Annotated in this window: 22 protein-coding genes; 10 read left to right on the top strand and 12 right to left on the bottom strand. The window is 64.1% G+C overall.

Annotation, left to right across the window (positions count from 1 at the left end; all coding sequences use genetic code 11):
- Nucleotides 1-32: 32 nt before the first annotated feature.
- Nucleotides 33-902, bottom strand: a complete 870-nt coding sequence (locus tag ABVN20_RS23195) for a LysR family transcriptional regulator (protein ID WP_368558081.1) — start codon at nucleotides 900-902, stop codon at nucleotides 33-35.
- A gap of 118 nt (nucleotides 903-1,020) precedes the next feature.
- Here ABVN20_RS23195 and ABVN20_RS23190 point away from each other — a divergent pair, with 118 nt between their 5' ends.
- On the top strand, nucleotides 1,021-1,737 hold the full coding sequence (locus ABVN20_RS23190; RefSeq protein WP_368558080.1) for an AzlC family ABC transporter permease: 717 nt from the start codon (nucleotides 1,021-1,023) through the stop codon (nucleotides 1,735-1,737).
- The gene (locus ABVN20_RS23185) at nucleotides 1,727-2,035 is read left to right on the top strand and encodes an AzlD family protein (RefSeq protein ID WP_368558079.1); all 309 of its coding nucleotides are present in this window, start codon (nucleotides 1,727-1,729) and stop codon (nucleotides 2,033-2,035) included. Before ABVN20_RS23190 ends, ABVN20_RS23185 begins: the two co-directional genes overlap by 11 nt.
- A gap of 6 nt (nucleotides 2,036-2,041) precedes the next feature.
- Here ABVN20_RS23185 and ABVN20_RS23180 read toward each other — a convergent pair whose 3' ends face one another.
- Together ABVN20_RS23180 and ABVN20_RS23175 are read right to left on the bottom strand one after the other, a co-directional pair.
- Nucleotides 2,042-2,491: an MAPEG family protein gene (locus ABVN20_RS23180; protein WP_368558078.1), complete on the bottom strand. Its 450-nt coding sequence runs from the start codon at nucleotides 2,489-2,491 to the stop codon at nucleotides 2,042-2,044.
- Nucleotides 2,488-2,790, bottom strand: coding sequence for a DUF2834 domain-containing protein (locus ABVN20_RS23175; RefSeq protein ID WP_368558077.1), 303 nt, complete (start codon nucleotides 2,788-2,790; stop codon nucleotides 2,488-2,490). Before ABVN20_RS23175 ends, ABVN20_RS23180 begins: the two co-directional genes overlap by 4 nt.
- A gap of 108 nt (nucleotides 2,791-2,898) precedes the next feature.
- Here ABVN20_RS23175 and ABVN20_RS23170 point away from each other — a divergent pair, with 108 nt between their 5' ends.
- Nucleotides 2,899-3,714 (top strand): helix-turn-helix domain-containing protein, encoded by an 816-nt coding sequence (locus ABVN20_RS23170; RefSeq protein WP_368558076.1) that lies wholly within the window; start codon nucleotides 2,899-2,901, stop codon nucleotides 3,712-3,714.
- 245 nt (nucleotides 3,715-3,959) lie between these two features.
- On the opposite strand, the gene ABVN20_RS23165 is transcribed toward ABVN20_RS23170, so the two are convergent.
- From ABVN20_RS23165 to ABVN20_RS23145, 5 genes are all read right to left on the bottom strand, one after another.
- Nucleotides 3,960-4,958: an XdhC family protein gene (locus ABVN20_RS23165; RefSeq protein WP_368558075.1), complete on the bottom strand. Its 999-nt coding sequence runs from the start codon at nucleotides 4,956-4,958 to the stop codon at nucleotides 3,960-3,962.
- 9 nt (nucleotides 4,959-4,967) lie between these two features.
- Nucleotides 4,968-6,317: a cytochrome c gene (locus ABVN20_RS23160; protein WP_368558074.1), complete on the bottom strand. Its 1,350-nt coding sequence runs from the start codon at nucleotides 6,315-6,317 to the stop codon at nucleotides 4,968-4,970.
- Nucleotides 6,318-6,334: 17 nt separating this feature from the next.
- Entirely contained in the window at nucleotides 6,335-8,584 is a 2,250-nt protein-coding gene (locus tag ABVN20_RS23155) for a molybdopterin cofactor-binding domain-containing protein (protein ID WP_368558073.1), read from the bottom strand.
- A complete protein-coding gene (locus tag ABVN20_RS23150; protein ID WP_368558072.1) occupies nucleotides 8,584-9,051 on the bottom strand; it encodes a (2Fe-2S)-binding protein in 468 nt (155 codons plus the stop codon). Before ABVN20_RS23150 ends, ABVN20_RS23155 begins: the two co-directional genes overlap by 1 nt.
- A gap of 147 nt (nucleotides 9,052-9,198) precedes the next feature.
- The gene (locus ABVN20_RS23145) at nucleotides 9,199-10,107 is read right to left on the bottom strand and encodes an AraC family transcriptional regulator N-terminal domain-containing protein (RefSeq protein WP_368558071.1); all 909 of its coding nucleotides are present in this window, start codon (nucleotides 10,105-10,107) and stop codon (nucleotides 9,199-9,201) included.
- A 215-nt stretch (nucleotides 10,108-10,322) separates the two neighbouring features.
- Between ABVN20_RS23145 and ABVN20_RS23140 the strand changes: the two genes are divergently transcribed.
- A complete protein-coding gene (locus ABVN20_RS23140) occupies nucleotides 10,323-11,294 on the top strand; it encodes an AraC family transcriptional regulator (protein ID WP_368558070.1) in 972 nt (323 codons plus the stop codon).
- Nucleotides 11,295-11,333: 39 nt separating this feature from the next.
- On the opposite strand, the gene ABVN20_RS23135 is transcribed toward ABVN20_RS23140, so the two are convergent.
- Nucleotides 11,334-13,253, bottom strand: coding sequence for a tyrosine-protein phosphatase (locus tag ABVN20_RS23135; RefSeq protein WP_368558069.1), 1,920 nt, complete (start codon nucleotides 13,251-13,253; stop codon nucleotides 11,334-11,336).
- A 719-nt stretch (nucleotides 13,254-13,972) separates the two neighbouring features.
- Between ABVN20_RS23135 and ABVN20_RS23130 the strand changes: the two genes are divergently transcribed.
- The 3 genes from ABVN20_RS23130 (at nucleotide 13,973) to ABVN20_RS23120 (ending at nucleotide 18,023) form a co-directional block, all read left to right on the top strand.
- Nucleotides 13,973-14,497 (top strand): sigma-70 family RNA polymerase sigma factor, encoded by a 525-nt coding sequence (locus tag ABVN20_RS23130; RefSeq protein WP_368558068.1) that lies wholly within the window; start codon nucleotides 13,973-13,975, stop codon nucleotides 14,495-14,497.
- On the top strand, nucleotides 14,494-15,432 hold the full coding sequence (locus ABVN20_RS23125) for a FecR domain-containing protein (RefSeq protein WP_368558067.1): 939 nt from the start codon (nucleotides 14,494-14,496) through the stop codon (nucleotides 15,430-15,432). The genes ABVN20_RS23130 and ABVN20_RS23125 overlap by 4 nt, the downstream gene beginning before the upstream one ends.
- Before the next feature lie 107 nt (nucleotides 15,433-15,539).
- On the top strand, nucleotides 15,540-18,023 hold the full coding sequence (locus ABVN20_RS23120) for a TonB-dependent siderophore receptor (RefSeq protein ID WP_368558066.1): 2,484 nt from the start codon (nucleotides 15,540-15,542) through the stop codon (nucleotides 18,021-18,023).
- 312 nt (nucleotides 18,024-18,335) lie between these two features.
- Here ABVN20_RS23120 and ABVN20_RS23115 read toward each other — a convergent pair whose 3' ends face one another.
- Nucleotides 18,336-19,232: a LysR family transcriptional regulator gene (locus ABVN20_RS23115; RefSeq protein WP_368558065.1), complete on the bottom strand. Its 897-nt coding sequence runs from the start codon at nucleotides 19,230-19,232 to the stop codon at nucleotides 18,336-18,338.
- Between the two features lie 108 nt (nucleotides 19,233-19,340).
- Between ABVN20_RS23115 and ABVN20_RS23110 the strand changes: the two genes are divergently transcribed.
- The 3 genes from ABVN20_RS23110 (at nucleotide 19,341) to ABVN20_RS23100 (ending at nucleotide 22,754) form a co-directional block, all read left to right on the top strand.
- A complete protein-coding gene (locus ABVN20_RS23110) occupies nucleotides 19,341-20,759 on the top strand; it encodes an aldehyde dehydrogenase family protein (protein WP_368558064.1) in 1,419 nt (472 codons plus the stop codon).
- 105 nt (nucleotides 20,760-20,864) lie between these two features.
- A complete protein-coding gene (locus ABVN20_RS23105) occupies nucleotides 20,865-21,842 on the top strand; it encodes a quinone oxidoreductase (protein WP_368558063.1) in 978 nt (325 codons plus the stop codon).
- A gap of 12 nt (nucleotides 21,843-21,854) precedes the next feature.
- Nucleotides 21,855-22,754 carry a LysR family transcriptional regulator gene (locus ABVN20_RS23100; RefSeq protein ID WP_368558061.1) on the top strand — a complete coding sequence of 300 codons (900 nt, stop codon included), beginning with the start codon at nucleotides 21,855-21,857 and terminating at the stop codon, nucleotides 22,752-22,754.
- Between the two features lie 33 nt (nucleotides 22,755-22,787).
- Here the strand turns inward: ABVN20_RS23100 and ABVN20_RS23095 are convergent, their stop codons facing one another.
- Entirely contained in the window at nucleotides 22,788-23,021 is a 234-nt protein-coding gene (locus ABVN20_RS23095; protein ID WP_368558060.1) for a hypothetical protein, read from the bottom strand.
- Between the two features lie 280 nt (nucleotides 23,022-23,301).
- On the bottom strand, nucleotides 23,302-25,089 hold the full coding sequence (locus ABVN20_RS23090; RefSeq protein ID WP_368558059.1) for a thiamine pyrophosphate-requiring protein: 1,788 nt from the start codon (nucleotides 25,087-25,089) through the stop codon (nucleotides 23,302-23,304).
- Nucleotides 25,090-25,268: the final 179 nt, after the last annotated feature.

The raw sequence follows: 25,268 nt of genomic DNA, 5'->3' as shown, positions 1-25,268 counted from the left end.
ATGAGCATGGCGTCAAATAGCTGCACTGCGGGTCAGGCGGGAGCGGACAGGCGCAGGGTCCTGATCAGCAGGTCATGCAGGCTGTCCACGGCTTTCGAGCCCCGGGAAGCGCGGCTGCGAAACACCGAGACTTCCATGGGTTCCAGCGGGCCCAGGCCCTGTTCACTGCCCAGTATCTGCAAGTGCGCCGGCGCGCTGCAATGGGTCAGCACCGCCACGGCCAGGCCGCTTTCCACAGCAGCAATCTGCCCGGCGAGGCTGGAGCTGTTGTAGACGACCTTGAAGCGCCGCCCCTGGAGCGCCAGGGAATGCAAGGCCGTGCGCTTGGCCAGGCTGGCGTCCTCGTACACGGCGATGGGCAGCGGGTCACGGCGCCAGACCTGGAACTGCGGATCCCCGACCCACACCATCGGCTCATGGAACAGCAGCGTGCCGTGGCGCGGACTGTCGCGGGACACCAGGGCCAGGTCGAGGTCGCCACTTTTGACCCGCGGAATCAGCGAGGTGGACTGCTCGCAGTTCAGCTCGATCTCCACCGCGCCGAAATTCGCGGCGAAGCGCTTGAGCACCGGCGTCAGGTACCGTGCGGCGTAATCATCGGGTACGCCCAGGCGAATCCGCCCACTCAGTTCCTCACCATGAAAGGCCGCCTGGGTTTCCGCATGCAGGTCGAGCATGCGCCGGGCGTAACCCAGCAGCAATTGCCCCTGGGGCGTGAGCTGGTGCTGGCGCGGGCCGCGTACCAGCAACTGACAAGCCAGGGCCGCTTCCAGCTTCTTGATCTGCATGCTGACGGCCGACTGGCTGCGATGCACGACAGGCGCTGCCCCTGACAGGGAGCCCGCATCGACCACGGCCACGAAGCATTTGAGCCAGTCAATCTGCAAGTCCTGGAAATTCATCGTCCCACCCAACCATTCGATTAGCGAATAGCTTATCAGTGATTTATACGTTTTTCTTAATGCCGGGGAGCAGGCATAGTGAGCCTGAACGATCTCTCGACAAGGACATACCCACGGCATGAGACACGCCGACGACAACCTGCACGAATTCAACCGCCAGATGGTCTGGGTCGGATTCACCAAACTGGCCCCCATCTCCCTGTTCGTGGTGGTGTTCGGAGCTGCTTTCGGCCTGGCGGCCAACCAGGCGGGCCTCAGCGAGTCGATCATCGTGGCGATGAGTACCCTGGTGTTTGCCGGCGCCTCGCAATTCGCCGCGCTGGAGCTGTGGGGGCCGGATGTCTCGCTGATCACCCTGGCCATTACCGTCTTCGCCATCAACGCCCGCCACCTGCTGATGGGCGCCACGCTCTATGAGTGGCTGCAACATGTGCCGACCAGGAAGCGCTACGCGGTGATGCTGGTGGCTTCCGATGCCAACTGGGCACTGTCGATGCAGGCCTTCGGCAACCGCCAGCCCGGGTTGGGCCTGTTGCTCGGCGGCGGCCTGGCATTGTGGCTGTCGTGGGTGATCGGCACCTGGCTGGGCGTGATTTTCGCCGGCACCCTGCACGATCCCAAGGCGCTGGGCCTGGACATGGTGATGGGCTGTTTCCTGCTGGCGATGGTGGTGGGCGGCGACAAGAACCTGCGCCTGCTGGTGATCTGGTTCGTCGCCGCCTGCGCCTCGTTGCTGGCCTACCGGTACCTGCCGGAAAACAGCCATGTGGTGGTCGGCGCGGTCGCCGGCGGCATTACCGGGACCTTCTGGACGGAGCACAAGCATGAACATTGAAACCGCAGGTTCCGGCGCCTTCATCGTGGTGCTGATCATGGCCGTGGTGACACTGGCCACCCGCTGGGGCGGCGTCTATGTGATGTCCTTCGTGCCGATCGGCTATCGGGTCAAGCAGTTCATCGGCGCCATGTCCGGTTCGGTGCTGGTCGCCCTCCTCGCCCCCATGGCACTGGAAGGCGACAACGCCGCACGGCTGGCGCTGCTGACTACGGCGGCGACCATGCTGGTGTTGAAGAAGCCGTTGCCGGCGATTGCCGCGGGGGTGTTGGCGGCGGCGGTGTTCAGGCACTTCTGAGCCGCCTCAAGCTACAGCCCCCCGAAGAGGCCCCTCACACACCTTCACTATGATTATCGCAGCCAGCGCCAGCAAACAGGCGATACCGACGGCATAGCTGATTGTTCGCCAGGGCTGCAAACCCGCCAGATACGTGACCGTGTGCACGTACCTGACCGCTGTAAAGACGCTGCACAGCCATAGGGTCGGCAACTCAGGCGCCTCCAGCACAATCGCCAGGCCAGCCAGTGCGATGAACATCGGAATATTTTCCAGATCATTTCGCCAGGCTTGCATCGCCCGACAGACTTGCGGTCGCTCTACCGCCTGGACTGGTCGCTTAAAAACGGCAGCGTCTTCCGGATTGATGAAGGCCCTGAGGCGCAACCGGAAATATCCTTGATAGCAGGAGATTGCCAGCATCTTCAGAAACAGCGCCACTACGCAGAGGGCATAGATCGACAGGACAATGCTCATGGCCTGCACTTCCTCAACGCGATATACAACAATGGGCCGGCCGAGACGAACACTGCTGTGATCAATAGATACGGCACTACGCCGAGCCAGGTGCCGCCTCGCGATCGGCTGTCGTTAACCATCCAGATACAGGCCAGTACTGCCATCAAGTACAGGTCGATGACCACCTGTGCGGTATCGGGGCGCGCCAGCAGTTGCAGTCCGAACGCCACGAGCGATTGCTGTGCGATCGCCATCGTCCAGCCGGTGTAGAGCGTGAATAGGATCAATACGGTCAGCGCGAGGTAGTTGGCTCTCATCCTGTTCTCCCTGGTGAGTGGTTGCGCCAAGGTAGTGTTAGAATCGGCCCTGCCTCAATGACCTCACAGGTCATGGACGCGCTTCACAAGGACAGCCAGAGTTCAAGCATGAGCCACCTACCTTTCCACCCAACCGGCCCGGCGACAGGCACCTGCGCGGGTGAGCAACTGCGCCGGCTGCGTCGTCAGGCAGGGCTGAGCCAAATGCAGCTTGCCCTGCTCGCCGGGGTTTCCCAGCGCCACTTGAGCTGCGTGGAAACCGCCCGTGCCAAGGCGAGCCCCAGCACGCTGCACGCCCTGCTTTCGGCGCTGGATGTGCCGCTGGAGCACTGCAACGAGATTTTCCTCGCGGCAGGTTTCGCCCCGCGCTACGTCGCATCCGGGGCCAACGCGCCGACGCTGAAGATGGTGTCTGATGCGGTCGAGCACATTTTGCAGGCCAACAACCCGGCGCCCGCCATCGTCATCGACAGCCACTGGAATGTCACCGCAGCCAATGCCAGTACAGGCCTGCTGCTGGCAATGGTGGGTATCGACGCCAACGGACTGTCGGGCCTGAACCTGCTGGACACGCTGTTACGCCCCGGTGGCCTGGGGGATCATCTAGTCAACGCCGACGAGATACGTGCCATCACCTGGCAGCGCGCCGCCCGAGAGGCACTGAGCAACCCCGAGCTGGCGCGACGCCTGCGCGACATGCCGGACTCGCCCGCCGTGTCGTTGAACACCACGCCTGCACCCGTGGTACTGACCCGCGTGCGCTGCGCCCATGGCGAGCTGAAGTTCCTGTCCACCTTCACCACGTTCGGAATGCCGCTGGACATTACGGTCGAGTCGCTGCGTATCGAGCATTTGATTCCGGCTGATGGTGAGACGTGGCGAGTGATGAATACGGCGTTCAGTCAGTGGCAGGCATCTGCCTGAGGTTCCGTGGTGGCTTCCAGACCATCGCGAGCAGGCTCGCTCCCACAGGGGGACGCGGTCACCTGTAGGAGCGAGCTTGCTCGCGATGGTCGTGAACGATGACTCGGAATTATCTGAATGACCGCGGTGTTTGGTCGTTCATCGCGGGCAAGCCCGCTCCCACAGGTAGGGATGGTCGTTAACGATGATGGGGGACTACCTGAACGACCTCGGTATCTGGTCGTTCATCGCGAGCAAGCTCGCTCCTACAGGGATTTTGCGGTGGCGACGTTCAGGGTGCTGGGCAGGCCGACGCCGTTTTTGGCCGCGAGGATTTCGGCCATGACGCTGACCGCGATCTCCGCCGGGGTCTTGCTGCCGATGTAGATGCCGATCGGGCCATGCAGGCGTTTCAGCGACGCCTGGGTCTCGCCGAAATGCTCGATCAACCGTTCGCGGCGCAACTGGCTGTTGCGCCGCGAGCCGATGGCGCCGATGTAGAACGCCGGTCCATGCAGGGCTTCGAGCAAGGCCAGGTCGTCGAGCTTGGGGTCGTGGCTGAGCGCGACGATGCAGGTGCGCAGGTCGACGGCAAAGTCCCGCACCACGTCATCGGGCATGCCGTTGATGCGCTCCACCCCGCTCACCGCCCAGGTCTGCATATGCTCGGGCCGCGGGTCGCACACCGAGACTTTGAAGCCGTTGAACAGTGCCATGGTCGCCAGGTATTCGGCCAACGCGCCAGCGCCGATCATCAGCAGGCGAAATCCGGGGCCCAGGGTGTTGCTCATCTGCTGGCCGTCGAAGCTGAATTGCTCCGGCGTCGCGGTCGGTTCAAGCACGACTTCATTGCCCGTCAACGCAAGGCGGCGCCGGACCAGTCGCCCCGCATCCAGTCGCGCCAGCAGCTGCTCCAGCGATTGCCACGACGGGCTGAATTCAAGGATCAGCTCCAGCGTACCGCCACAGGGCAAACCAAAGCGGTGCGCTTCATCGGCGCTGACCCCGTAACGCACCACCTGCGGCGCACTGTCGGTCAGGCCATCGCCGCCGTAAGCCGTGGTGTAGCGATGGATCAAGTCGTCCTCGATGCAGCCACCGGAGACGCTGCCCACCACCCGCCCATCGTTACGCAAGGCCATCATCGAACCCACCGGCCGTGGCGACGAACCCCAGGTGCGCGCCACGGTGGCGAGCATCACCCGATCACCCGCGGCCAGCCAGTCCCGCGCCGTGCGCAGGACCAGCAAGTCGATGCTTTCCATCAAACCTCCTTAGCGCATCTGCAGGATGATCGGCGTTGCACTGGCCGGGTCGGTGTGCTCGCGCAGCTTGCCGACCGCCTGTGCATCCACCGCCCCCGCCTGGTTGCCCCAGGTGCTGCGCATGAACGTCAGGACTTCGGCAATCTGCTGGTCCGACAACTGCTCGCGGAACGCTGGCATGCGGTAGGCGTCCGGGACACCGGCAGCGACCACGCGCTGCGAGCCGTTGAGGGTGATGTTGATCGCCGACGCGCTTTCCTTGGCCAAGGCGGACGTGGCACCGGCCAGCGGCGGCATCCACTCGGGCTGGCCCTTGCCATCGGCACCGTGACAGGACGCGCAGCGGGTCGCGTAGGTGTGGGCTCCCGGCGTGTCGAGCGTGGCGGCGGCCACCGGCTGGTATTGCCACGGCGTACCGTCGCGCTGCGGGTCGCCGGGCAACGATTTGAGGTAACGCGCAATCGCCGCCAGGTCGTTATCGCTCATGAACTGCGTGGAGTTGTTGAACGCCTCGGTCATCGACCCGAAGACCACCGCATGTTTGTTGCGACCGGTCTTGAGGAACTGCACGATTTCCGCCTCGTTCCAGCGCCCGAGCCCGGTGTTGTGGTCGTTGCGCAGGCTCGGCGCGTACCAGCCATCGAGCAAGGCGCCTGCGAGGAACGGCGTACCGGATTCATCCAGGGCCTTTTCGTTGAACGCCAGCCCACGCGGCGTGTGGCAACTGCCGCAGTGGCCGGCGCCCTGGACGATGTAGGCGCCGCGGTTCCACAGCGGGTCCTGCGCGGCCTTTTGCGCATAGGGTGCGGCGTCAGTGAAGACGCCGTTCCACAAGGCAATCGGCCAGCGCATGTTCAGCGGCCAGGGAATGTCACTGGGGATATTCGCCTGCTTGACCGGCACCACGCCTTTCATGAAGAACGCATACAGCGCACGCACGTCATCGTCGCTGAGCTTGGCGTAAGACGGGTATGGCATGGCCGGGTACAGCCGCCGGCCACCTGGCGCGACGCCGTGGCGCAACGCGCGGTCGAAGTCGGCGAGGCTGTAGTCGCCGATGCCGGTCTCGCGATCCGGAGTGACGTTGGTGGCGTGGATGTTGCCCAGCGGCGTGGCCATTTCCAGGCCGCCGGCGAACGGCGCACCACCGGGTACACTGTGGCAGGCCACACAGTCGCTGAGCCGCGCGACATACTCGCCACGGCTGACCAGGGCCGGGTCTATATCTCCGACCGCGGCCGGTTCATGCCCCAGCGGTGAGGCCGGCTCGCGGGTGACATACCAGGCCAGCAGGCCGGCCGCGACCACGCAGGGCACGGCCAACACGCCAGCGATTTTTGCCAATCGTTGGTTTTTCATGGACGCTCCGACGCGGTTCAGGTGAAGGTGTATCGGCTCAGCGGCAGGCTGCGAATGCGCTGCCCGGTCAGCCTGGCCACGGCATTGGCCACCGCGGGCGCCACGGCCGGCAGCGGCGGTTCACCGATGCCACCCATTTTTTCCCCGCTCTCCACCACCCGCACATGCACCCGAGCCATCCGTGACGGCGGCAGGATCGGATACAGGTCGTAGTTGCGCGCCCGCGGCTTGCCGTCGACGTACACCGCCTCCTCCACCAGCGTCTGCGACAGGCCCAACGCAACCGCGCCACTGACCTGGGCTTCGACGATGGCCGGGTTGACGATGCTGCCCGGGTCGATCGCCTGCCAGATGTCATGCACCTTGACCTGGCCGTGCTCGATCGACACCTCGGCGATCACCGCCGTCTGCGTGCCGAACGGCGACGCCATGGCCACGCCACGGGCACGCTTGCTGCCGTCCTCGGCGGTGAACGGACCGCGTTTCCAGCCACCGGACAACTCGCCCACGGCGTTGAGCAGCGTGGTCAGGCGCTGGTTGTCACGCAGCAGGTGCAGACGCAGCTCGAACGGGTCCTTGCCACCCTTGTCGGCGATTTCATCGAGGAACGCTTCGTAGAAGAAATCGTTGAGCGAGTTGCCCACCGAACGCCAGTAGCCGAGCATCATCGGGCCCTTGACGTAGATCTGCGCGATGCGTTTGTTGGGGATCGCGTACGACTTTCCAGCCAGGCCTTCGAGGGCCGTCGGGTCGTTTTTCTCGCCCTGCTTGCCCGCCAGGGCTTCGGTCGGGCCTTCGGTAGCGCTGATCGCTTCGATGGCCACGGGCAGGCCGTCGGCATCCAACGCAGCGCGGAAATTGACCGCCGCGACGGGCCGCAGCGCATCACGGACGAACTCCTCTTCGCGGCTCCAGATCAGCTTGACCGGGCGGCCGACCGCCTTGGCCAACTCGATCGCCTGCGGGTACGGGTTGGCCGAGTCGTAAAGGAAATGCCGACCGAAAAAGCCGCCCAGCAACGGCGAATGCAAGGTGATCCGCGCAGGGTCGAGGCCGGTGCGCTTGGCGATGTCGGCGCGGAACATGTCGGGCGCCTGGTTGGGCAGCCAGACTTCCAGGGAGCCGTCCGCATTGAAGCGGGCCAGCGCCGAAGGCGGCTCCAACTGCGCGTGGTTGAGGTACTGGTTGTGGTAGGTCGCCTCCAGCGTGCTCTTGGCCTTGGCCAACGCACCGGCCACGTCGCCCTCATTCTCGCTGTCGCGGGCCGGGCCCTTCTCGGCGGCCAGGCGCTTGACGTATTCATCGCTGGAAAAGTCCGCCGGCACCGAGCGCACCTTGGAATCCGCGCCCGGCTCCAACCAGTCGACCTGGATCGCTTCCACCGCACGCTTGGCGTGCCACCAGCGTTCAGCCACCACCGCGACAGCACCGGGCAGGCGATGCACCGAATGCACGCCTTTCATGGCCTTGACCTGCTCTTCGTTGCGCAGGTTGCCCACCGTCATGCCCAGGCGCGGCGCGTGCTGCACGGCGGCGTGCAGCATGTCGTCGACTTTCAGGTCGATGCTATAGAGCGCCTTGCCGGTGGACTTGTCATAGGCATCGACGCGCTTGACCGGCTTGCCGATCCAGCGGAACTGGCTGGGATCACGCAGTTGTATGCTGGCCGGGTCCGGCACCGGCAAGTCCATGGCACGTTCGGCCAACTCGCCGTACGTGAGGCTACGGCCAGAGGCGGCGTGCACCACCTTGCCAGGCTCGGTGGACAGCTCGCCCACCGGTACGCCGAGTTTCTCGGCGCCGGCCTGCAACATCATGGCCCGGGCCAGCGCGCCCAGGCGACGCATGGTCGGGTAGCTCATGCGCACCGACATGCTGCCGCCGGTGATGCGCAAGCCGTTTTCCATGACCACATAGGCTTCGCCCGGCGGCGCGGCCTCGACCAGGAAGGTCGAAGGGTCGGCGTCCAGTTCTTCGCCGACGATCTGCGCCATGGCGGTGTGCGTGCCCTGCCCGCCTTCCATGAAGGGGCTCAGCAGGCGCACCGTATTATCCGGGCGGATTTCCAGGAACGCCGGCACTTGTGTGCCGCGCTCTGCTGCGGTGCCGGCAGCGGCCTGCACCCGGTTGACACCCAGTGGGATGCCGAAGCCGAGCACCAGCGCGCCGACGGCGGTGCCGGCGAGGAAGCGGCGGCGGGACACGTTGACCGGGTCGGTCAGCGACAAAACGGCGTGGGTGTCCAGCGGTTCAAAAGGCGCGTTCATCAGGCCACCCCCTTCTTCGCAGGCTGGCCGGCCAGGTCATGGACCGCGGCCTGAATCGCGTTGTAGGTACCACACCGGCACAGGTTGACCATCGCCGCTTCGATCTGTGCGTCGTTCGGCGTCGGGTTGTTCTTCAGCAGCGCCGTGGCGGCCATGACCTGCCCGGACTGGCAGTAACCGCATTGGGCCACTTGATGCTCGACCCAGGTGGCGACCACGCGCTTGCCCACCTCATCGGCCTCAATGGCCTCGATGGTGGTCACCTCGCGACCGACCACACCGGCCACCGGTGTCACGCAGGAGCGCACCACATTGCCGTCCACCAGCACGGAACACGCCCCGCACTGCGCCAGCCCGCAGCCATATTTGGTGCCGGTCATGCCCAGGTCATCGCGAATCACCCACAGCAGGGGCGTATCGGCGTCGGCGTCGACCTGATAAGTCTTCTGGTTGATTCGTAGTTCCATGGTTCACCCGCTGATCATCGGTTGGTGTGACTAGTTATATTTTTTGGGCTGCGCCCCGTTCCTGTAGGAGCGAGCATGCTCGCGATTGTGGTGTGTCAGGCAATCTTGTTGCAGGAATTGACGGCCCTATCGCGAGCAAGCTCGCTCCTACAAGGTTTCTGGTTGGCCGCGCAGAGTGGCAATGTCATTTCTGGGGGCACTGCCGAACATCCGGCCATATTCACGGCTGAACTGCGACGGGCTCTCGTAGCCCACGGCAAAGGCCGCCCGCGATACATCCAGGCGCTCGCTGAGCATTAATCGCCGGGCCTCGTTCAGGCGCAGCCATTTCTGATATTGCAGAGGACTCATGGCCGTGAGTTGACGAAAATGATGGTGAAAGGTCGGCGGACTCATTTGCACCCGGGCCGCCAATTCGTCGATCCGTAAAGGAATGCTGTAGTTGAGCTTGAGCCAGTCGATGGCCTTGGCAATCCGATAACCCTGGCCATCCACGGCGGTAATCTGGCGCAAACGGGCGGCCTGATCGCTGCGCAGCAAGCGGTAATGAACTTCGCGCAGGATCAACGGCGCGAGCACCGGGATCGCCTCCGGCTCATCGAGCAGCGTCAGCAGGCGATTGAGCGCCTCTTCCAACGCCGCAGTCATGGTGCCGAAGCCGACGCCCTTGTCGATCGTACGGCTACGGGTTGCCGGCATGCCGCCCTTGGCGATGACCTCCGCAAGCATCGGCACATCCAGTTTCAGCACCAGCCCGACACAGGGCTCCCCGGTACTGGCGGCCATCACCTCGGAATTGGCCGGCAGATCCAGAGAGGTGATCAGAAAGCCTGCGCTGTCGTAGCGATATCCCTCACCGCCTACCCACAAACGCTTCTCGCCACGGGCCACCAGAATCAGACTCGGCTCGACCATGCACACGGCCGGCTCCACCGGCTGGTCGCGACGAAACAGCGACAGCCCGGGAATCGACGTCGCAAAGTCCCCCGCCTGACTGACACGCGGGTCGATGTTCGAGGCCAGCGACGATGCCTGGCGGGGACTGACATGGCTCATGGTGACGGACTCCTGATAGCCAGACTGTAGCCTTGGACCATCGGCTTTCCTATCTATCACCCTGCATGTTCATAGGATCAGGCAAGTATTCGATTGGATTGCGCAAGAACAACGAGGGGTTCAGCTTCTTTCCCATCCGTCATACGCCTGTCATTGCCGGTTGCTAGCGTTCGCCCGCGACTCCCAAGAGCCCCCAACCCAAGGTGCCATCCAAGGTGTATCCCGCCACAACCCGCCAGAAGATCATCCTGCGTTCCGATAACCTGCTCGCCGACGACTTTGGCGCGCTGTTTTCCAGCCTGTTCGGCAACCTCTACTCCGACACCCCGGCCTTTGGCTCGAACATCCTCATCGGCGGCGTCTACGGGCGGCACGAAGGCGTGAGTTTCCGGCGTATGCATTACCACGGCGATTTCACCGTGGCCTTTCCCACGCCGCAGGACGAGATCACCTTCGTCATTCCCACGGCGGGCAAGATCGTCTTCAACCACGTCACCGAATCGGTCGGCGAGTCGCACATCGGCCTGGCCATCGACAAGGCGGACATCCGCTCCACGCGCTTTCTCGATGACCATGCCCATCACGGCATCTCGATCAACCGGCGCCAGTTGATCGAGCGCTTGTCGGCCCTGCTCGACCGGCCGATCCATGAACGCATCGTCTTCGAGCCGCGGGTGGACCTGAACACCCCAGCCTTCCAAGGCATCAAGGCGTTGATCGAGCTGGCCACGGGCAGCGAGTTCGACCTTTTGATCAACAGCGGCACGTTGATGCCCTCAAGGCTGCGCGAGATGTTGATCGACGCGGTGCTGGAGGCCTGGCCGCACAACTTCACCGAGGCCCTGCGCCGACCGGCGCCGATGGTTGCGCCCCGGCATGTGAAGCTCGCGGTCGAGTTCATCCAGGCACATCCCGAGCAATTGGTCAGTGGTGTGGAGCTGGCGCGATTGAGCAATGTCAGCCAGCGCGCATTGCAGGAAGGGTTCCGGCGGTTTGTCGGCATGTCGATCGTTGCGTATCAACGCCAGGTGCGTCTGCAACGGGCGCATGAGGCGTTGGCGCAGCGGTTCTCGGGTTCGGTGACGGACGTGGCGCTGCGCTTTGGTTTCAGCAACGTCGGGCGGTTCTGCCAGTACTTTCAGAATGCCTACGGGATCAGCCCGGCGGACGTGAAAGCCCACCGATAGCGAACCGGCCACCATTCGGTGGCCGGTATCCTGTTTGACTTAGAACGCGTAACTGGCCTTGAGCCCACCGTTGAAACCGTGGCTGTCGCCCCCACCGCTGGCGCCGACTTGCGCACCCACGGTCAGGGCGCCGAGGCTGGCCTTGAGGTTGGCACCGGCGTAGAACTGGTCGCGATTATCGAAAGCCGCGCGTTGCTCGATGTCCAGGCCCAGCAGGTGTCCTTCGCTGTCGACCTGATTATCACCCAGGGTGCGCTCGTAGCCGGCCTGCACGCCGGGGACCAGTTGCCAGGCGCCCATGGCCACAGGCGCGAAGGCCACGTCCAGGTTAGCCACGGCGCTGCGCCGGGTTTGCTGGTTGTCGTCCACATCCAGGGCCAGTTCGCTGCCCTTCTCCGTGTAGCCCTTGAGATCAAGGTGGCTGACCCGCACGCCAAGGCTCGGCTCGAGGATCATGCCATCGACCGGTGCGCGATAGCCCAGCGCCAAAGTCGCACCGGTCAGGTTGCCATCGGTGTCGCCCTTGGCGGTGCCGAGGCCGCCACCGAGTTCGCGCTTGCTGTCGTAGTCCACGTAGCCAACGCTGGCATTGGCGTCGACAAACAGCCCGCGCTCCAGGCTGGTGAAGCCGTAGCGGGCACCGCCGTTGAAAAAGGTGAAGTCGGTGTCGGCTTCGCCCCCTGCGCCGCCGACGCTGCCCTTGCTGTAACCAAAGCCACCGCGAGCGCTGAGCTGCTCGGAGAAGCGCTGGGTGATGCCGATCATCAGGCCCTGGCTGTGTTCGTTGCTGCTTTGCGCGTGGGCCGAGCCGTCGGTGCCCAGATAACTGGCGAGCGCGGTGGTCCACAGGCGGTATTGGCCGACGTTCAGGTCGGTGCCGCTGGCGAACGGCGCGGCGGCCTGTTCGATCATCGCGTTCTGACGCAGCAGGTAGCTGGCGGCGTCCGCGTGGACCTGGCCGCCGACTTGCGATTCGACACCGCCCAGGGTGCCGGCGTCGACGGCCGATTGCAGGTAGTAGTTGTAGGCGCTGTAGGTACCCGACAGGCGGGTGTTCTGTAGTTGTTGCAGCAACTGCGCACCGGCAGCGGCGTTGCCGATCAGCCCGGCCTGGCCCGGCAGGCTGTTGTACTCGACCATCTTGCCGCGCAGCACGTAGATGGTCGCTTGCGACAGGCCCAGACCCTGCTTGAGGTAGTTATCCATGCTGCCGTACTCGGCGGTGATCTCATCGAGACCGGCTTGCAGGTAGCTAGCCTGGACGCCCAGCAGCGGCGCATAGATGGCGGCCATCGACGCGGGCATCGCCTGCAGGGTGGCGGCCACCCGCGCGGCCGTGTAGTCGTTGGTCGCCAGGTAGTTTTCCATGATGGTGGCGCTGTCCACGCCAGCGATGCTCAGCAACACGGCGGCGGTCCAGCCGGTGCGGTCCTTGCCGGCAGTGCAGTGGAACAGCTGCGCGCCGTCCACGCTCGCCAGCTCATTGAACAGCAGGCCGAACTGGCTGCGCATGCCGGCGTCGCTGACAAAGGCGCGGTTGGTCTGCTCCATCATGGCAATGGCGTCGGCGGCGCTGGTCAGCGACAGGTTGCTGATGTTCGCCCCGGAACTGGTGCTGCCGATGATGTCGATGTTTTGCCAGGTGGCGCCGGTGAGCATGGTGTCGGGAGCGGCGGCGATTTCACTGGCGGTGCGCAGGTCGTAGATCGCAGCAATGCCCAGGCTGTTGAGCGTGGCCAGGTCCGCCGCCGACGGCGTGATCGCGTTGGAACGGTAGAACACGCCGCTGCGCATCGTGCCGTCATGGGCCGTGGAATACGCGTTGGTAGTGCCGGCGATATCGCGGAAGTTGTCGATGCTTTGCAGGATCGGCGTATCGAGCTCGACGGAATCGGCCGCGTGGGCAGCGGCGATGGACAGGCTCAGGACGGACAGCGAACACACAAGACGTTGAAACACGGTGCAGCCTCTTATTAAGCGTTGGGCCGCTGACTATGTGCATTGAAGTGATCGCGAATATGACAGTTTTGTTCAGTCGGGAAATGGCTGCGCAATTGGGCCGTGGGGTGCGTGATTGGTCCATGATTTGCGGTCATCTGTGGGAGCGGGCTTGCTCGCGATGGAACCCCAGACACCGCGGGCGTCCAGACCGTCTACGTCATCGTTAACAACCATCGCGGGCAAGCCCGCTCCCACAGGGTTAGGTGTGCACCGCGAAATCTCGGCATGCCGCAATCCCTGTAGGAGCGAGCTTGCTCGCGATGCAAGCCCAGACACCGCGGGCATCCAGACAGCCCACGTCATCGTTAACGACCATCGCGAGCAGGCTCGCTCCCACAGTGTTGCTCGCACACCGCAAAATTTCGGCATGCCGCAATCCCTGTAGGAGCGAGCTTGCTCGCGATGCAAGCCCAGGCACCGCGGGCATCCAGACCGTCTACGTCATCGTTAACGACCATCGCGAGCAAGCCCGCTCCCACAGGGGATCGCGGTCTACTGTGGGAGCGAGCCTGCTCGCGATGGTGGCCCAGGCACCACGGGCATCCAGGCACCTCGCCTCATCGTTAACGACCATCGCGGGCAAGCCCGCTCCTACAGGGGGCTATTCCCAAATGGCCCGCCGCTGAATACAATTGCGATTAATTCTTATCCTCAAACAAGCCGACAGGGAGTCCGTGATGTCCGCCATTCTGCCGCCTTCGCCGTTGCATCAGCAGGTGGACAGCCTCTACCGCGATCACTGCGGTTGGCTCACCGGCTGGTTGCGCAAGCGGCTGGCCGACCGGGACAAGGCTGCGGACATTTCCCACGACACCTTCGTCCGTCTTCTGTCCGGCACCCTCGCCCATCCCCTGCGTGAACCGCGACATTTCCTCGCCACCGTGGCCAAGCGCGTGATGATCGACCACCTGCGCCGGCGCAGTGTCGAACAGGCCTACCTCGACGCGCTGGCCCAGGAGCCGGAATTGCTCGCCTGCTCCCCCGAGCAGCAACTGCTGATGCTGGAAACCCTGCTGCAACTCGATGCCATGCTCGACGGGCTCGGCTACAAGGTGCGCCAGGCATTCCTGTTCGCGCAGCTCGACGGCATGGGCTACATCGAGATCGCCGAGCGCCTCGGGGTATCGGTCAGTTCGGTGACCAAGTACGTGGCCAAGGCGACTGAGCACTGCCTGTTGTTCGCCCTGGACGCGCAGGCATGAACGCCGCCGGGCAACGTTCGGCCCTGCGCGACGCCGCACAGTGGCACGCCCGCCTGGGCGCCGCGCCAGGCTGTGAAAGCACGCGTGGGCAATGGCAGGCCTGGCATCAACAGGACGCCCTGCACCAATGGGCCTGGCAGCGCCTGGAAATGTTCCAGGCCGAACTCCAGGGTCTGTCCGGCCCACTGGCTCGCCAGGCGCTGCTGACCGGCGAACCGCGCCTGGACCGGCGCACGCTGCTCAAGGGCCTGGTGCTCGGGGCCGGCGCCTGTGGGCTGGCGTGGTCCGGCTACCGGGAGGCGCCGGTGTGGATGGCCGACCTGCGCACCCGCACAGGCGAACGCCGCAGTCTGAACCTCGACGACGGCACCCTGATCACCCTCAACACCGCCAGCGCCGTGGACATCCGCTACGACGCCGGCCAGCGCCTGATCATCCTGCGTGCCGGGGAAATCTGGGTGCAGACCGCCAAGGACCCACGCCCGCTCAAGGTGCGCAGCGCCCAGGGCGAGATGCGTGCACTGGGTACTCGCTTCAGCGTCAGGCAGTACGACGCCCATACCGAACTCAACGTCTTCGAGCACGCCGTCGCGGTACGCAACCGGTCCGCTGGCGATGAGCTTGTGGTGCAGGCCGGCAACCGCCTGGACTTCAGCGATGGTCCTCTGACACCACAACCGCTCGGCCCCGATCAGGACGCCTGGCGCAATGGCCGCCTGGTGATCGACGACTGGCGCCTGGACCACGCGCTGAGTGAATTGCAACGCTACCGACCGGGCTTCATCCAATGCTCGCCAGAGGTTGCCGGCTTGCGTCTGTCCGGGGCGTTCCCGCTGGACGACACCGACCGTGCGCTGGCGGCGATCAGCCAGGCACTTCCCGTACAGATTCAGTCGCGGACACGCTACTGGATCACGGTCAAACCACGCGCCTGATGGGTCGGGAACACCTTTTCGAAAAATATTCTCATTACCGTTGTCGATTTGCAGCTGCTCACGCGACTCCTTCTGCAAACAGCCTCATTGCATTCGAAGGAGTCTTCATGCGTCGCCCCTCCCGCTCCCTGCCCCATTCGCGCAAACCGCTGGCCATGGCCATTCTCGGCACGACCCTGGCGTTGCAAGTCGGCCTTGTCCAACCGCTGCTGAGTTCCAGCAGCCAGGCCCTGGCGCAATCCGTCGTGCGTCAGTACGCCATCCAGCCAGGTCCGCTGGGCACGGTCATTGGCCGCTTCGCCAACGAGTCCGGCGTGGTGCTGTCCTTCGAGGCCGGCCTCACCAGCGGCAAGCAGAGCCAGGGGTTGCAGGGCAGCTACACGCTGGAACAGGGGTTCGCGAAAATCCTCGACGGCAGCGGCTTGAAGGTGATGCAGAGCGCGTCCGGCGACTACCTGCTGGCACCACGGGGCAGCGATGACGTGCTTGAACTGGGTGCCACCAACATCAACGGCGCGGCGCTCGGCACCACCACCGAGGGCACCGGTTCGTACACCACCGGCAGCACCAACACCGCGACGAAAATGAACCTGCCGCTGCGTGAAACGCCGCAGTCGGTCAGTGTCATGACCCGCCAGCGCATGGACGACCAGAACCTCGCCAGCCTTCCCGAAGTGCTCGAACAGACACCCGGCATCACGGTGCAGAACCTGGGCAGCGAGCGCTTCAACATCTACTCGCGTGGCTACTCGGTCGACAACTTCCAGTTCGACGGCATTCCCACCACGCTGGACATCGTCAGCCAGGTCTCGGCACAGAGCCTGGCCGACATGGCGATCTATGACCGTGTCGAAGTACTGCGCGGCGCCACCGGCTTGATGACCGGTACAGGCGACCCCTCGGCCACCATCAACATGGTGCGCAAGCGCCCCACCGAACAGTTCCAGGGCCACATCAGCGGCGGGCTGGGCTCGTGGAACAAGTACCGTGGCGAGGTTGACCTGTCCGGTCCGTTGACGCCCACCGGCAATGTTCGCGGGCGCACGGTGATCGCCTATCAGCAGAACGACAGTTTCATGGATCACTATCATCAGGAGCGCGAGGTCTACTACGGCATTCTCGAGGCTGACCTGAGCGACAGCACCCTGCTGACCGTCGGCGCTGATTATCAGAAGAACAAACCCGAGGCCTCCTCCTCCGTGGCCTTCCCGTTGTTCTACAGCAATGGCCAGCAGACCGATTTCTCGCGTTCCACTAACAGCGCGGCACGCTGGAGTTCCAACGAGCAGAACACCCTCAACAGTTTCGTCAGCCTGGAACAGAAACTCGCCCATGACTGGACGTTGAAGGCCTCGCTGAACCAGATGTACATCGACCGCAGCGACTACGAACTGGCCACCGCCAGCTGGGGCTTCCCCGACAAGACCACCGGCGCAGGGGTTCGTCTGTATGGCGGCGCCGGCAGCACCTGGCAGAAACAGACCGGCGTCGATGTGCAGGCACAGGGCCCGTTCGAACTGTTCGGCCGCCGTCACGAGGCGATCGTCGGCTACAACTATTCCAAGTACGAAAACCGCCACAGCCCGCTACGCGGCACCGCCGTCGAAGGCCGTGCGGTCAACATCTACACCTGGGACAACTACACCGCCGGCGCCAACACTTCGCTGGGCAAGCTGTACGACGGCGACACCACCATCTACCAGCGCGGCACCTACTTCGCCACCCGCCTGCGCCCCACCGATGATCTTTCGGTGATCCTCGGCGCACGGGCCAGCGACTACGACTACACCTACGACCTGAGCTACGTGGTCACCCCGGCGCTGAACCGCGTCACCACGTACAAGGAAACCGGGGTCGTCACGCCCTATGCCGGCGTGGTCTACGACCTCAATGACGTCCACTCGGTGTATGCCAGCTACACCAACATCTTCAAGCCGCAGAGCGTGCGCGACCGCGATGGAGCGACGTTGAAACCCCGCGAAGGCGACAACTACGAAGTCGGTATCAAGAGCGAATATTTGGGTGGGCGCCTGAACACCAGCGTCGCGGCGTTCGTGATCAAGCAGGACAACCTCGCCGAAGTCGACCCCGGCCAAGTGATCCCCGGCACCACCACAGCCGCCTACCGCGCGGTGAACGGGGCGACGACCAAGGGCTTCGAGATGGAGCTCAACGGTGAAGTGCTGCCCGACTGGAATCTCAGCGCCAGCTACAACCACAGCATCACCAAGGACGCCGATGGCGAACGGGTCAACACCGTCAGCCCGGCCACCACGGTCAAACTGTGGAACACCTACCGCCTGCCCGGCGAACTCAATCGCCTGACCGTGGGCGGTGGCATGAACTGGCAAAGCGGCATCCACTTCACCGCCACCCCGGCCGGGCTGCCGGGCACGGTCAAGGCCAAACAGGACGATTACGCGGTCTTCGACCTGATGGCCCGCTATCAACTGACCGACCAGCTTTCGGCCACGCTCAACGTCAACAACGTGTTCGACAAGAAATACCTGAGCGCGCTGGATACTACGTTCTACAGTGGCTACTACGGCGATCCACGGAACGTGATGCTCAGCACGCGGTACGATTTCTGATCCTTCTGGGCGGGTGTTCAGATAGCCCATGTCATCGTTGACGACCATCGCGAGCAGGCTCGCTCCCACAGAGTTATGTGTGCACCGCAACATCTCGGCACACCGCATTCCCCTGTGGGAGCGGGCTTGCTCGCGAATGATGGCCCAGGCACCGCGGACATCCAGACAGCCCGCGTCATCGTTAACAACCTTCGCGAGCAAGCCCGCTCCCACAGGGTTTTGTGTGCACCGCAAGATCTCGGCACACCGCCGCCCACTGTGGGAGCGAGCCTGCTCGCGATGGAAGTCCAAACACCGCGGGCTTCCAGCAGGTCATTTACCCCGCATTTCCTGAATCAACTCAACAAACGCCCGCAACGCCGCCGGCACATGGCGATGCCCTGAGTAATACAGGCACAGCCCAGGCGTTTGCATTGCGCAATCCTCGAGCACGGCAACCAACGCGCCGCTGTCGAGATCGTCCGCCACATACCAGCGCGCCAGTTGCGCCAAACCCAGCGATGACAGCGCCGCCTGGCGCATCATCAGCGGCGCATCCAGCACCAGCGTGCCCGGCACATCCACCGTCACCGTCTTGCCCCTGGACTTCAATTGCCAGGGCGACGGCGTGCCATTGGGCAGGCGGGCGCGGATGCAGGCGTGGCTAGTCAGGTCGCTGATGCGCTTGGGCCGGGTGTGCTGGGCGAAGTAGTCTGCCGAACCGACGATGACCATCGGCACCGCCTCGGTGAGCGGCACGCGAATCATGTCCTTGGGCACCAGGTGTGCGGGCCGCAGCCCGGCATCGAAACCCTCGGCGATGATGTCCACCAGCTCGCCTTCGGTGACGATGTCCAGCGTCACCTGCGGATAGCGCCTGGAAAACTCGGCCATGAACGGCTGCCAGCCCATCAACGCCGCCCCCAGTGAACTGTTGATGCGCAAACTGCCCGACGGTACCAGGCGCTGGTCACTGACCGTGGTCATGGCTTCTTCGATCTGCTTGACCGCCGGGGCGATCTGCTCGACGAACTGGCGGCCGGCATCGGTCAACGCCACGCTGCGGGTGGTGCGATGGAACAACCGCGAGCCCAGGCGCGCTTCCAGCCCTGCCACCGCGCTGCTCACCGCCGAGGTGGACATTTCCAGTTCCACGGCGGCGGCGCGAAAGCTCTGGCGCCTAGCCACGGCCAGCACCACGTGCAAATCGGTGAGTCCGCTTTTGTGCATTGTCCTGATTTTCCAAATGGTTCATGCGGCTTTGCCTGTATAGTCCAGACAATAGCTCAGCCCTAAACTGGCACTCAACCCCTTCGGGCTAATCTTGAGGAGCGTGTCATGCGCCAGTTCAACCAGGCTTACATCAATGGCCGTTTCGTCCCCGTACACGGGGAAACGCTGATACACAGCATCAACCCGGCGACCGAGCAGGTCATCGGCACGACCACCCTGGCCAACCGCGACGACGCCAAGGCCGCCATCGCCGCAGCCAAGCGTGCCCAACCGTCGCTCGGGCAAACCACTAAAGCCGAACGCATCGACATGCTCAGGGCACTGCAAGCCGCCCTGCTCGCCCGCGCCGATGACATTCGCGACGTCTCCATCGAGGAATACGGCGGCCCGGTTTCCCGTGCGCAGTGGGTCAGCCAGTACGCCTCGCAGTGCTTCGCCCGCACCGCCGATATCCTCACGACCTACGACTTCACCCAACGCCTGGGCGACGGCGTGGTGCACCAGGTGCCAGTTGGTGTCTCGGCGCTGATCGTGCCGTGGAACAGCGTCGCCGGCACCATCTGCAACAAACTGGCCTCAGCCCTGGGCGCCGGTTGCGCCTCGGTGATCAAGCCGAGCGAACTGAGCCCCTGGCAAACCGAAGTGACCGCCCAGGCGCTGCACGCCGCCGGCCTGCCCGACGGGTTCTTCAATATCCTGCTCGGACGTGGCGAGGACGTCGGTGATGAATTGAGCACCAGCGCCGACGTGGCGAAGATCTCCTTCACCGGCTCGACCCAGACCGGCAAGCTGATCGCCCGCGCAGCCGTGGACACGATGAAGCGTGTGAGCCTGGGCCTGACCGGCAAATCGGCAAGCATCGTGCTCGACGACGCCGACCTCGCCACGGTCATCCCGCAGGCCGTGGCGGCCGCCTTCATGAACAACGGCCAGGCGTGCATCGCCGGCACCCGCCTGCTGGTGCCACGCCAGCGTCTTGAGGAAGTGCTGCTGCGGGTGCGCGCGCACGTGGCCACGTTGCAAGTCGGTGATCCCCATGACCCGGCCACCGCCATCGGCCCGCTGGCCAGCCAAGATCAATATGAACGCATCCAGCGCTACATCCGCCTGGGCCTCGAACAAGGCGCCACTTTGATTGCCGGTGGCGAAGGACGCCCCGAGGGCCTGGACCGCGGTTACTACGTCAAGCTGACCGTGTTCGCCCAGGTGCGCAACGACATGACTATCGCCCGGGAAGAAATCTTCGGCCCGGTGCTGTCGATCCTCACCTACGAAACGGACGACGAGGCCGTGGCGATGGCCAACGACTCGGTCTACGGGCTACAGGCCTACGTGTTCTCGGCGAACGTCGCTCGTGCGCAAAAGATCGCCCTGCAACTGCAAGCCGGTGGCGTGCTGATCAACCGCAGCGCCATCGACCCCCTCGCGCCGTTTGGCGGCTTCAAGCAGTCCGGCATTGGCCGGGAGAACGGCCTGTACGGGCTGCAAGCCTTCCTCGAAGCCAAGTCGATGGTGATCGGCTGACAGGACTGCTGCACCCCATGCAGCAGTGACCTGCGCCAAACCCCGATTATCTATCCTGCGATAACCCGTAAGGTTCACCGACATCCACACATGAAGGTGAACACCATGGGTTCCGTGATCCGCATCCAGTCGGCCGGCGCGGCCGACGTCATCGAAGTGCATCCGCTCACGCCCGCCCGTCCCGGCGCGGGCGAAGTCTGGGTGGAACAGAAAGCCATCGGCGTCAATTTTCTCGACGTGACCCAGCGTAACGGCGCAGTGGCCGTGCCGTTGCCCTCGGGGCTCGGGCTTGAGGGGGCCGGTGTCGTCACGGCGGTGGGCAGCGACGTCCAGGATTTTGCCCCCGGTGATCGCGTTGCCTACGCCACCGGCCCGTTGGGTGGTTATGCCAGCGGGCGCCTGATGCCGGCCCATCGTTTGGTGCACCTGCCGGACGAGGTGAGTTTCGAGGCGGCCGCCGCCACCTTGTTCAAGGGCATTACCGCACATTACCTGTTGAAGTCCACCTACCCGGTCGGGCCCGGCAGCACGGTGCTGTTGTACGGTGTGGCCGGCGGTGTCGGCGATATCATGGCGCGCTGGGCCAAGCACCTGGGCGCGTGTGTGATTGGTGTGGTGTCCCGCGCCGGCAGCATTGACAAGGCACGCGCCGCTGGCTGCGACGAGGTGCTGGTGTTCGACCCGCAACGCCTGGCGCAGCAGGTCAGCGAGTTCACCGGCGGCCGCAAAGTCGATGTGGTCTACGACCCGATTGGCCGGTTGAGTTTTGCCGCCTCGCTGGATTGCCTGCGCCCGCGGGGGATGATGGTGTCGTTCGGCGCATCGTCGGGTGCCCCTGCCGCGGTTGAGGTCGGCCTGCTCAATGCCAAGGGCTCGCTGTTCCTGACCCGGCCATCCCTCGCCGCCCACACGGCCACCACCGAGGAATACCAGATGCGCGCGCAGGAGGTGCTTGCGGCGCTGCAACAAGGCATCATCCAGCCGCAGATCTGGAAGACCTATCCACTGCATGACGCGGCCAAGGCGCACGAAGAACTGGAATCCGGCCGATCCCGAGGTACGATCCTGCTGATCCCCGATTGATCTGGAAGCCCCATGACCCTGGATAGCCAACACGCCGACGAAATGGCCGCCCTGCTCGCCCTCGAATCCCAAGGCTCCTTTGTTGCCGCAGCGCGTCTGCTGCAACGTCACGCCACGGTGATTTCCAGGCGCATCAGTGCCATGGAGATGCGCCTGGGCGTGCGGCTGATTGAGCGCAGCACCCGCCATGTGCGCCTGACCGACGCCGGACAGCGCCTGGTGTCGCGCTTGCGCCAGGCCAGCGAATGGATCGCCGAGGCCGAGCAGGAAGCGTCGATGGGCGCCGCCGAGGTACGCGGACGCCTGCGTTTGGCGGTGCCGGGGGCGATGGGCCGGCGCTGGCTGGCGCCGCGCCTGCCTGCCTTTCTGTTGGCTCATCCAGAGTTGGAGCTTGAGGTCGAGTACAGCGAACGTTTTGTCGACGTGATCGCTGAAGGTTTCGACGCGGCCATCCGCATCGGTGAGTTGCAGGACAGCCGCTTGGTCGCCCAGCGCCTGGGCGATTACCGGCGTATCCTGTGCGCCGCACCGTCCTACCTGGAACGACAGGGTTGGCCGGGCTCACCCGATGATCTGTCGGCGCACAACTGCCTGGGTTTCTCCGGGCTCGCCTCGCATCCCATCTGGCACCTGACCGACGGGCAAGAACAGGTGTCCATCCGCGCCCAGGGTTCATTGACTTCCAATGACAGCGAAGCCCTGCTCAGCGCTGCGTGTGCCGGTGTTGGGGTGCTGGGCGCCGGTGACTGGTTGTTCGCTGATGCCTTGCGCGATGGTGATCTGGTTCGAGTGTTGCCCGAGTGGGAGTTGGGCGAACGGGGTGGTATTTACTTTATCCGGCCGTCGGCGCGGTTCACTTCAGCGGCGACGCAGGCGCTCAAGGCGTGGTTGAACGAGCAGTTCACGCCTTAGCTTGCGACGGCATTTGGGGAAGCGGTTGGTGGCCTATGGCACCAGCAAGGCTTCGTGCACTTCAATCGACGGCGTGCAGCCTGCCGTGCGTTGGTCATCGAGCCAGCGCCGGGTTTTGCTCACATCGAATATCTGACCTTGGTCGATCAAGGCCAGGATAAGTTCGTCCGACACCCGATAGCGCCCGCACTCGGGGCAGTCCCGCTCTTCCCAGGGGCCCGAACAGAGAATGCGTTCGGCGACGCCTACGCAGATTAGACAGTTCATCGTGATCACCTTTTTTATTGTTGTTGTCGGCGCCGGATGGCCGGCAATGCAATTGACAGGGAGACATCCGTGTAAGTTCTGCTTGATGTGGGGGTGCCTGGGCACCATCGCGAGCAGGCTCGCTCCCACAGGGAACGCGGTCAACTGTAGGAGCGAGCATGCTCGCGATGGTGGATCAGCCACCGCGGGTCTCCAGGCAGCCCGCGTTATCGTTGGCGACCATCGCGAGCATGCTCGCTCCTACAAGGGCGTCGTTTCAGGCGATATTGCAGCTTAGGGCTTACTTCTTGCGAGGCAGCACCGCACCCAGCACCTGCTTGGCTGTTTGCACCACGATGCCAGCTTGGTCCGGGTCGCCCTTGAGCAAGGTGCTGGCGATTTTTTTGGCCTGTTCGAGTTTGATGTGCGGCGGCAGCGGTGGCACGTTCGGGTCGGTCTTGAATTCGATCAGCACCGGCACGTCCGAGGCCAACGCTTCATCCCATGCAGCGGCCACGTCCTCTTCGCGCTCGACAAAGATGCCCTTCAAGCCGATGGAAATGGCGAACAGGTGATACGGCACGTCAGGAATGGACTGCGAGGCTTCGAACTTGGGGTCCCCTTCCATCACCCGTTGCTCCCAGGTGACCTGGTTGAGGTCTTCGTTGTTGAACACCGCGCAGATCCACTTGGGGTTGTCCCATTGCTGCCAATACTTGGCCACGGTAATCAGCTCGGCCATGTTGCTCATCTGCATCGCGCCATCCCCCACCAGAGCGATCACCGGGCGTTGCGGGAAGGCGAACTTGGCGGCAATCGCATAGGGCACCGCAGCGCCCATCGACGCCAGGCCACCGGACAACGAACACTTCATGCCGCGCCGCACTTTCAAGTCGCGGGCGAACCAGTTGGCGCAGGAGCCGGAATCGCTGGTGATGATCGACAATTCCGGCAGGCGTGGCGACAGTTCGAACACCACCCGCTGCGGATTGATCGGGTCGGCCTTGACCATGGCGCGCTTCTCCAGGGTTTTCTCCCAGGTGCCGCGCCAGCCTTCGACCTTCTTGCGCCAGCGGCGCGAGGTCTTGTGCTCCAGCAACGGCAACAACGCCGAGAGCGTTTCGCCCGCATCGCCCACCAGGTTGACCTCCATGGGATAACGCAGGCTGAGCATGTCGGGTTGCAAATCAATCTGCACGCCGCGCGCCTGCCCTTCCTTGGGCAGGAACTCGGAGTACGGGAACCCCGAGCCGATCATCAGCAAGGTGTCGCACTCGGTCATCAGCTTGTAGCTGGGTTCGGTGCCGAGCAAGCCGATGCTGCCGGTGACCCACGGCAACTCGTCCGGCAACGCCGCCTTGCCCAGCAGGGCCTTGGCGACACCGGCACCGAGTTTTTCCGCCACGGCGATGACCTGGTCGGTTGCCTGCAAGGCCCCCGCCCCCACCAGGATCGCCACCTTCTCGCCGGCATTCAGCACATCGGCAGCGCGTTGCAGGTCCGCCTCATAGGGCACGACCTTCGGTTTGGTGTAACCCACCCCGGAATGCACCGTGCCGTGCGCCCTGCCCGGCGGCTCGTATTCGATGTCCTGCAAGTCGTTGGGCAGGATGATCGCGGTCACCCGTCGCTCACCGATGGCCGTGCGCACCGCCCGGTCGATCAGATGCCGCACTTGTGCCGGCGCCGAGGCCTGCTGCACGAAGGCACCGGCCACATCCTTGAACATCGACAGCAAATCCAGCTCCTGCTGATAGTGCCCGCCCAACGCAGCACGGGCCTGCTGACCGACAATCGCCAGCACCGGCATGTGATCCATCCGCGCATCGTATAGCCCGGTAATCAGGTGCGAGGCGCCGGGGCCTGAAGTGGCGATGCACACCCCCAGCTCACCGGTGAACTTCGCGTGTGCCGAGGCCATGAAGGCGGCCATCTCTTCGTGTCGCGCCTGGACGAACTCGATCTTGCCCTGGGCCCTGCTCAGGGCGCCAAACACGCCATTGATGCCATCCCCCGGGTAACCAAAGATACGTGTCACACCCCACTGGCTGAGCCTTTCAACCAGAAAATCTCCTACGGTCGTTGTCATGTCGTCCTCGCTTCTCACCGATGCGTGTAAGGGTCTGGACAGTCCGGCGTTTGGCGAAGTTCGCCTGGATATTGAGTGGATGACCTTGGTGATCTGCAATGTGGCCCAGGGCAGTTCTTGCAGACTGCAATCCCGCCGGCCTCACCCGCTCGACTCAAGCCACTGATTTTCATGACATT

This window comes from Pseudomonas sp. MYb118, from assembly GCF_040947875.1.
Classification (GTDB): domain Bacteria; phylum Pseudomonadota; class Gammaproteobacteria; order Pseudomonadales; family Pseudomonadaceae; genus Aquipseudomonas.
Note: the sequence above shows the minus strand (reverse complement) of the source record. Positions and strands in the feature narration are given on the sequence as shown.

Excerpts from the sequence above, each read along its gene's own strand:
- ABVN20_RS23195 (WP_368558081.1), bottom strand. The coding sequence starts at position 902 with ATGAATTTCCAGGACTTGCAGATTGACTGGCTCAAATGCTTCGTGGCC.
- ABVN20_RS23190 (WP_368558080.1), top strand. The coding sequence starts at position 1,021 with ATGAGACACGCCGACGACAACCTGCACGAATTCAACCGCCAGATGGTC.
- ABVN20_RS23185 (WP_368558079.1), top strand. The coding sequence starts at position 1,727 with ATGAACATTGAAACCGCAGGTTCCGGCGCCTTCATCGTGGTGCTGATC.
- ABVN20_RS23180 (WP_368558078.1), bottom strand. The coding sequence starts at position 2,491 with ATGAGCATTGTCCTGTCGATCTATGCCCTCTGCGTAGTGGCGCTGTTT.
- ABVN20_RS23175 (WP_368558077.1), bottom strand. The coding sequence starts at position 2,790 with ATGAGAGCCAACTACCTCGCGCTGACCGTATTGATCCTATTCACGCTC.
- ABVN20_RS23170 (WP_368558076.1), top strand. The coding sequence starts at position 2,899 with ATGAGCCACCTACCTTTCCACCCAACCGGCCCGGCGACAGGCACCTGC.
- ABVN20_RS23165 (WP_368558075.1), bottom strand. The coding sequence starts at position 4,958 with ATGGAAAGCATCGACTTGCTGGTCCTGCGCACGGCGCGGGACTGGCTG.
- ABVN20_RS23160 (WP_368558074.1), bottom strand. The coding sequence starts at position 6,317 with ATGAAAAACCAACGATTGGCAAAAATCGCTGGCGTGTTGGCCGTGCCC.
- ABVN20_RS23155 (WP_368558073.1), bottom strand. The coding sequence starts at position 8,584 with ATGAACGCGCCTTTTGAACCGCTGGACACCCACGCCGTTTTGTCGCTG.
- ABVN20_RS23150 (WP_368558072.1), bottom strand. The coding sequence starts at position 9,051 with ATGGAACTACGAATCAACCAGAAGACTTATCAGGTCGACGCCGACGCC.
- ABVN20_RS23145 (WP_368558071.1), bottom strand. The coding sequence starts at position 10,107 with ATGAGCCATGTCAGTCCCCGCCAGGCATCGTCGCTGGCCTCGAACATC.
- ABVN20_RS23130 (WP_368558068.1), top strand. The coding sequence starts at position 13,973 with ATGTCCGCCATTCTGCCGCCTTCGCCGTTGCATCAGCAGGTGGACAGC.
- ABVN20_RS23125 (WP_368558067.1), top strand. The coding sequence starts at position 14,494 with ATGAACGCCGCCGGGCAACGTTCGGCCCTGCGCGACGCCGCACAGTGG.
- ABVN20_RS23120 (WP_368558066.1), top strand. The coding sequence starts at position 15,540 with ATGCGTCGCCCCTCCCGCTCCCTGCCCCATTCGCGCAAACCGCTGGCC.
- ABVN20_RS23115 (WP_368558065.1), bottom strand. The coding sequence starts at position 19,232 with ATGCACAAAAGCGGACTCACCGATTTGCACGTGGTGCTGGCCGTGGCT.
- ABVN20_RS23110 (WP_368558064.1), top strand. The coding sequence starts at position 19,341 with ATGCGCCAGTTCAACCAGGCTTACATCAATGGCCGTTTCGTCCCCGTA.
- ABVN20_RS23105 (WP_368558063.1), top strand. The coding sequence starts at position 20,865 with ATGGGTTCCGTGATCCGCATCCAGTCGGCCGGCGCGGCCGACGTCATC.
- ABVN20_RS23100 (WP_368558061.1), top strand. The coding sequence starts at position 21,855 with ATGACCCTGGATAGCCAACACGCCGACGAAATGGCCGCCCTGCTCGCC.
- ABVN20_RS23095 (WP_368558060.1), bottom strand. The coding sequence starts at position 23,021 with ATGAACTGTCTAATCTGCGTAGGCGTCGCCGAACGCATTCTCTGTTCG.
- ABVN20_RS23090 (WP_368558059.1), bottom strand. The coding sequence starts at position 25,089 with ATGACAACGACCGTAGGAGATTTTCTGGTTGAAAGGCTCAGCCAGTGG.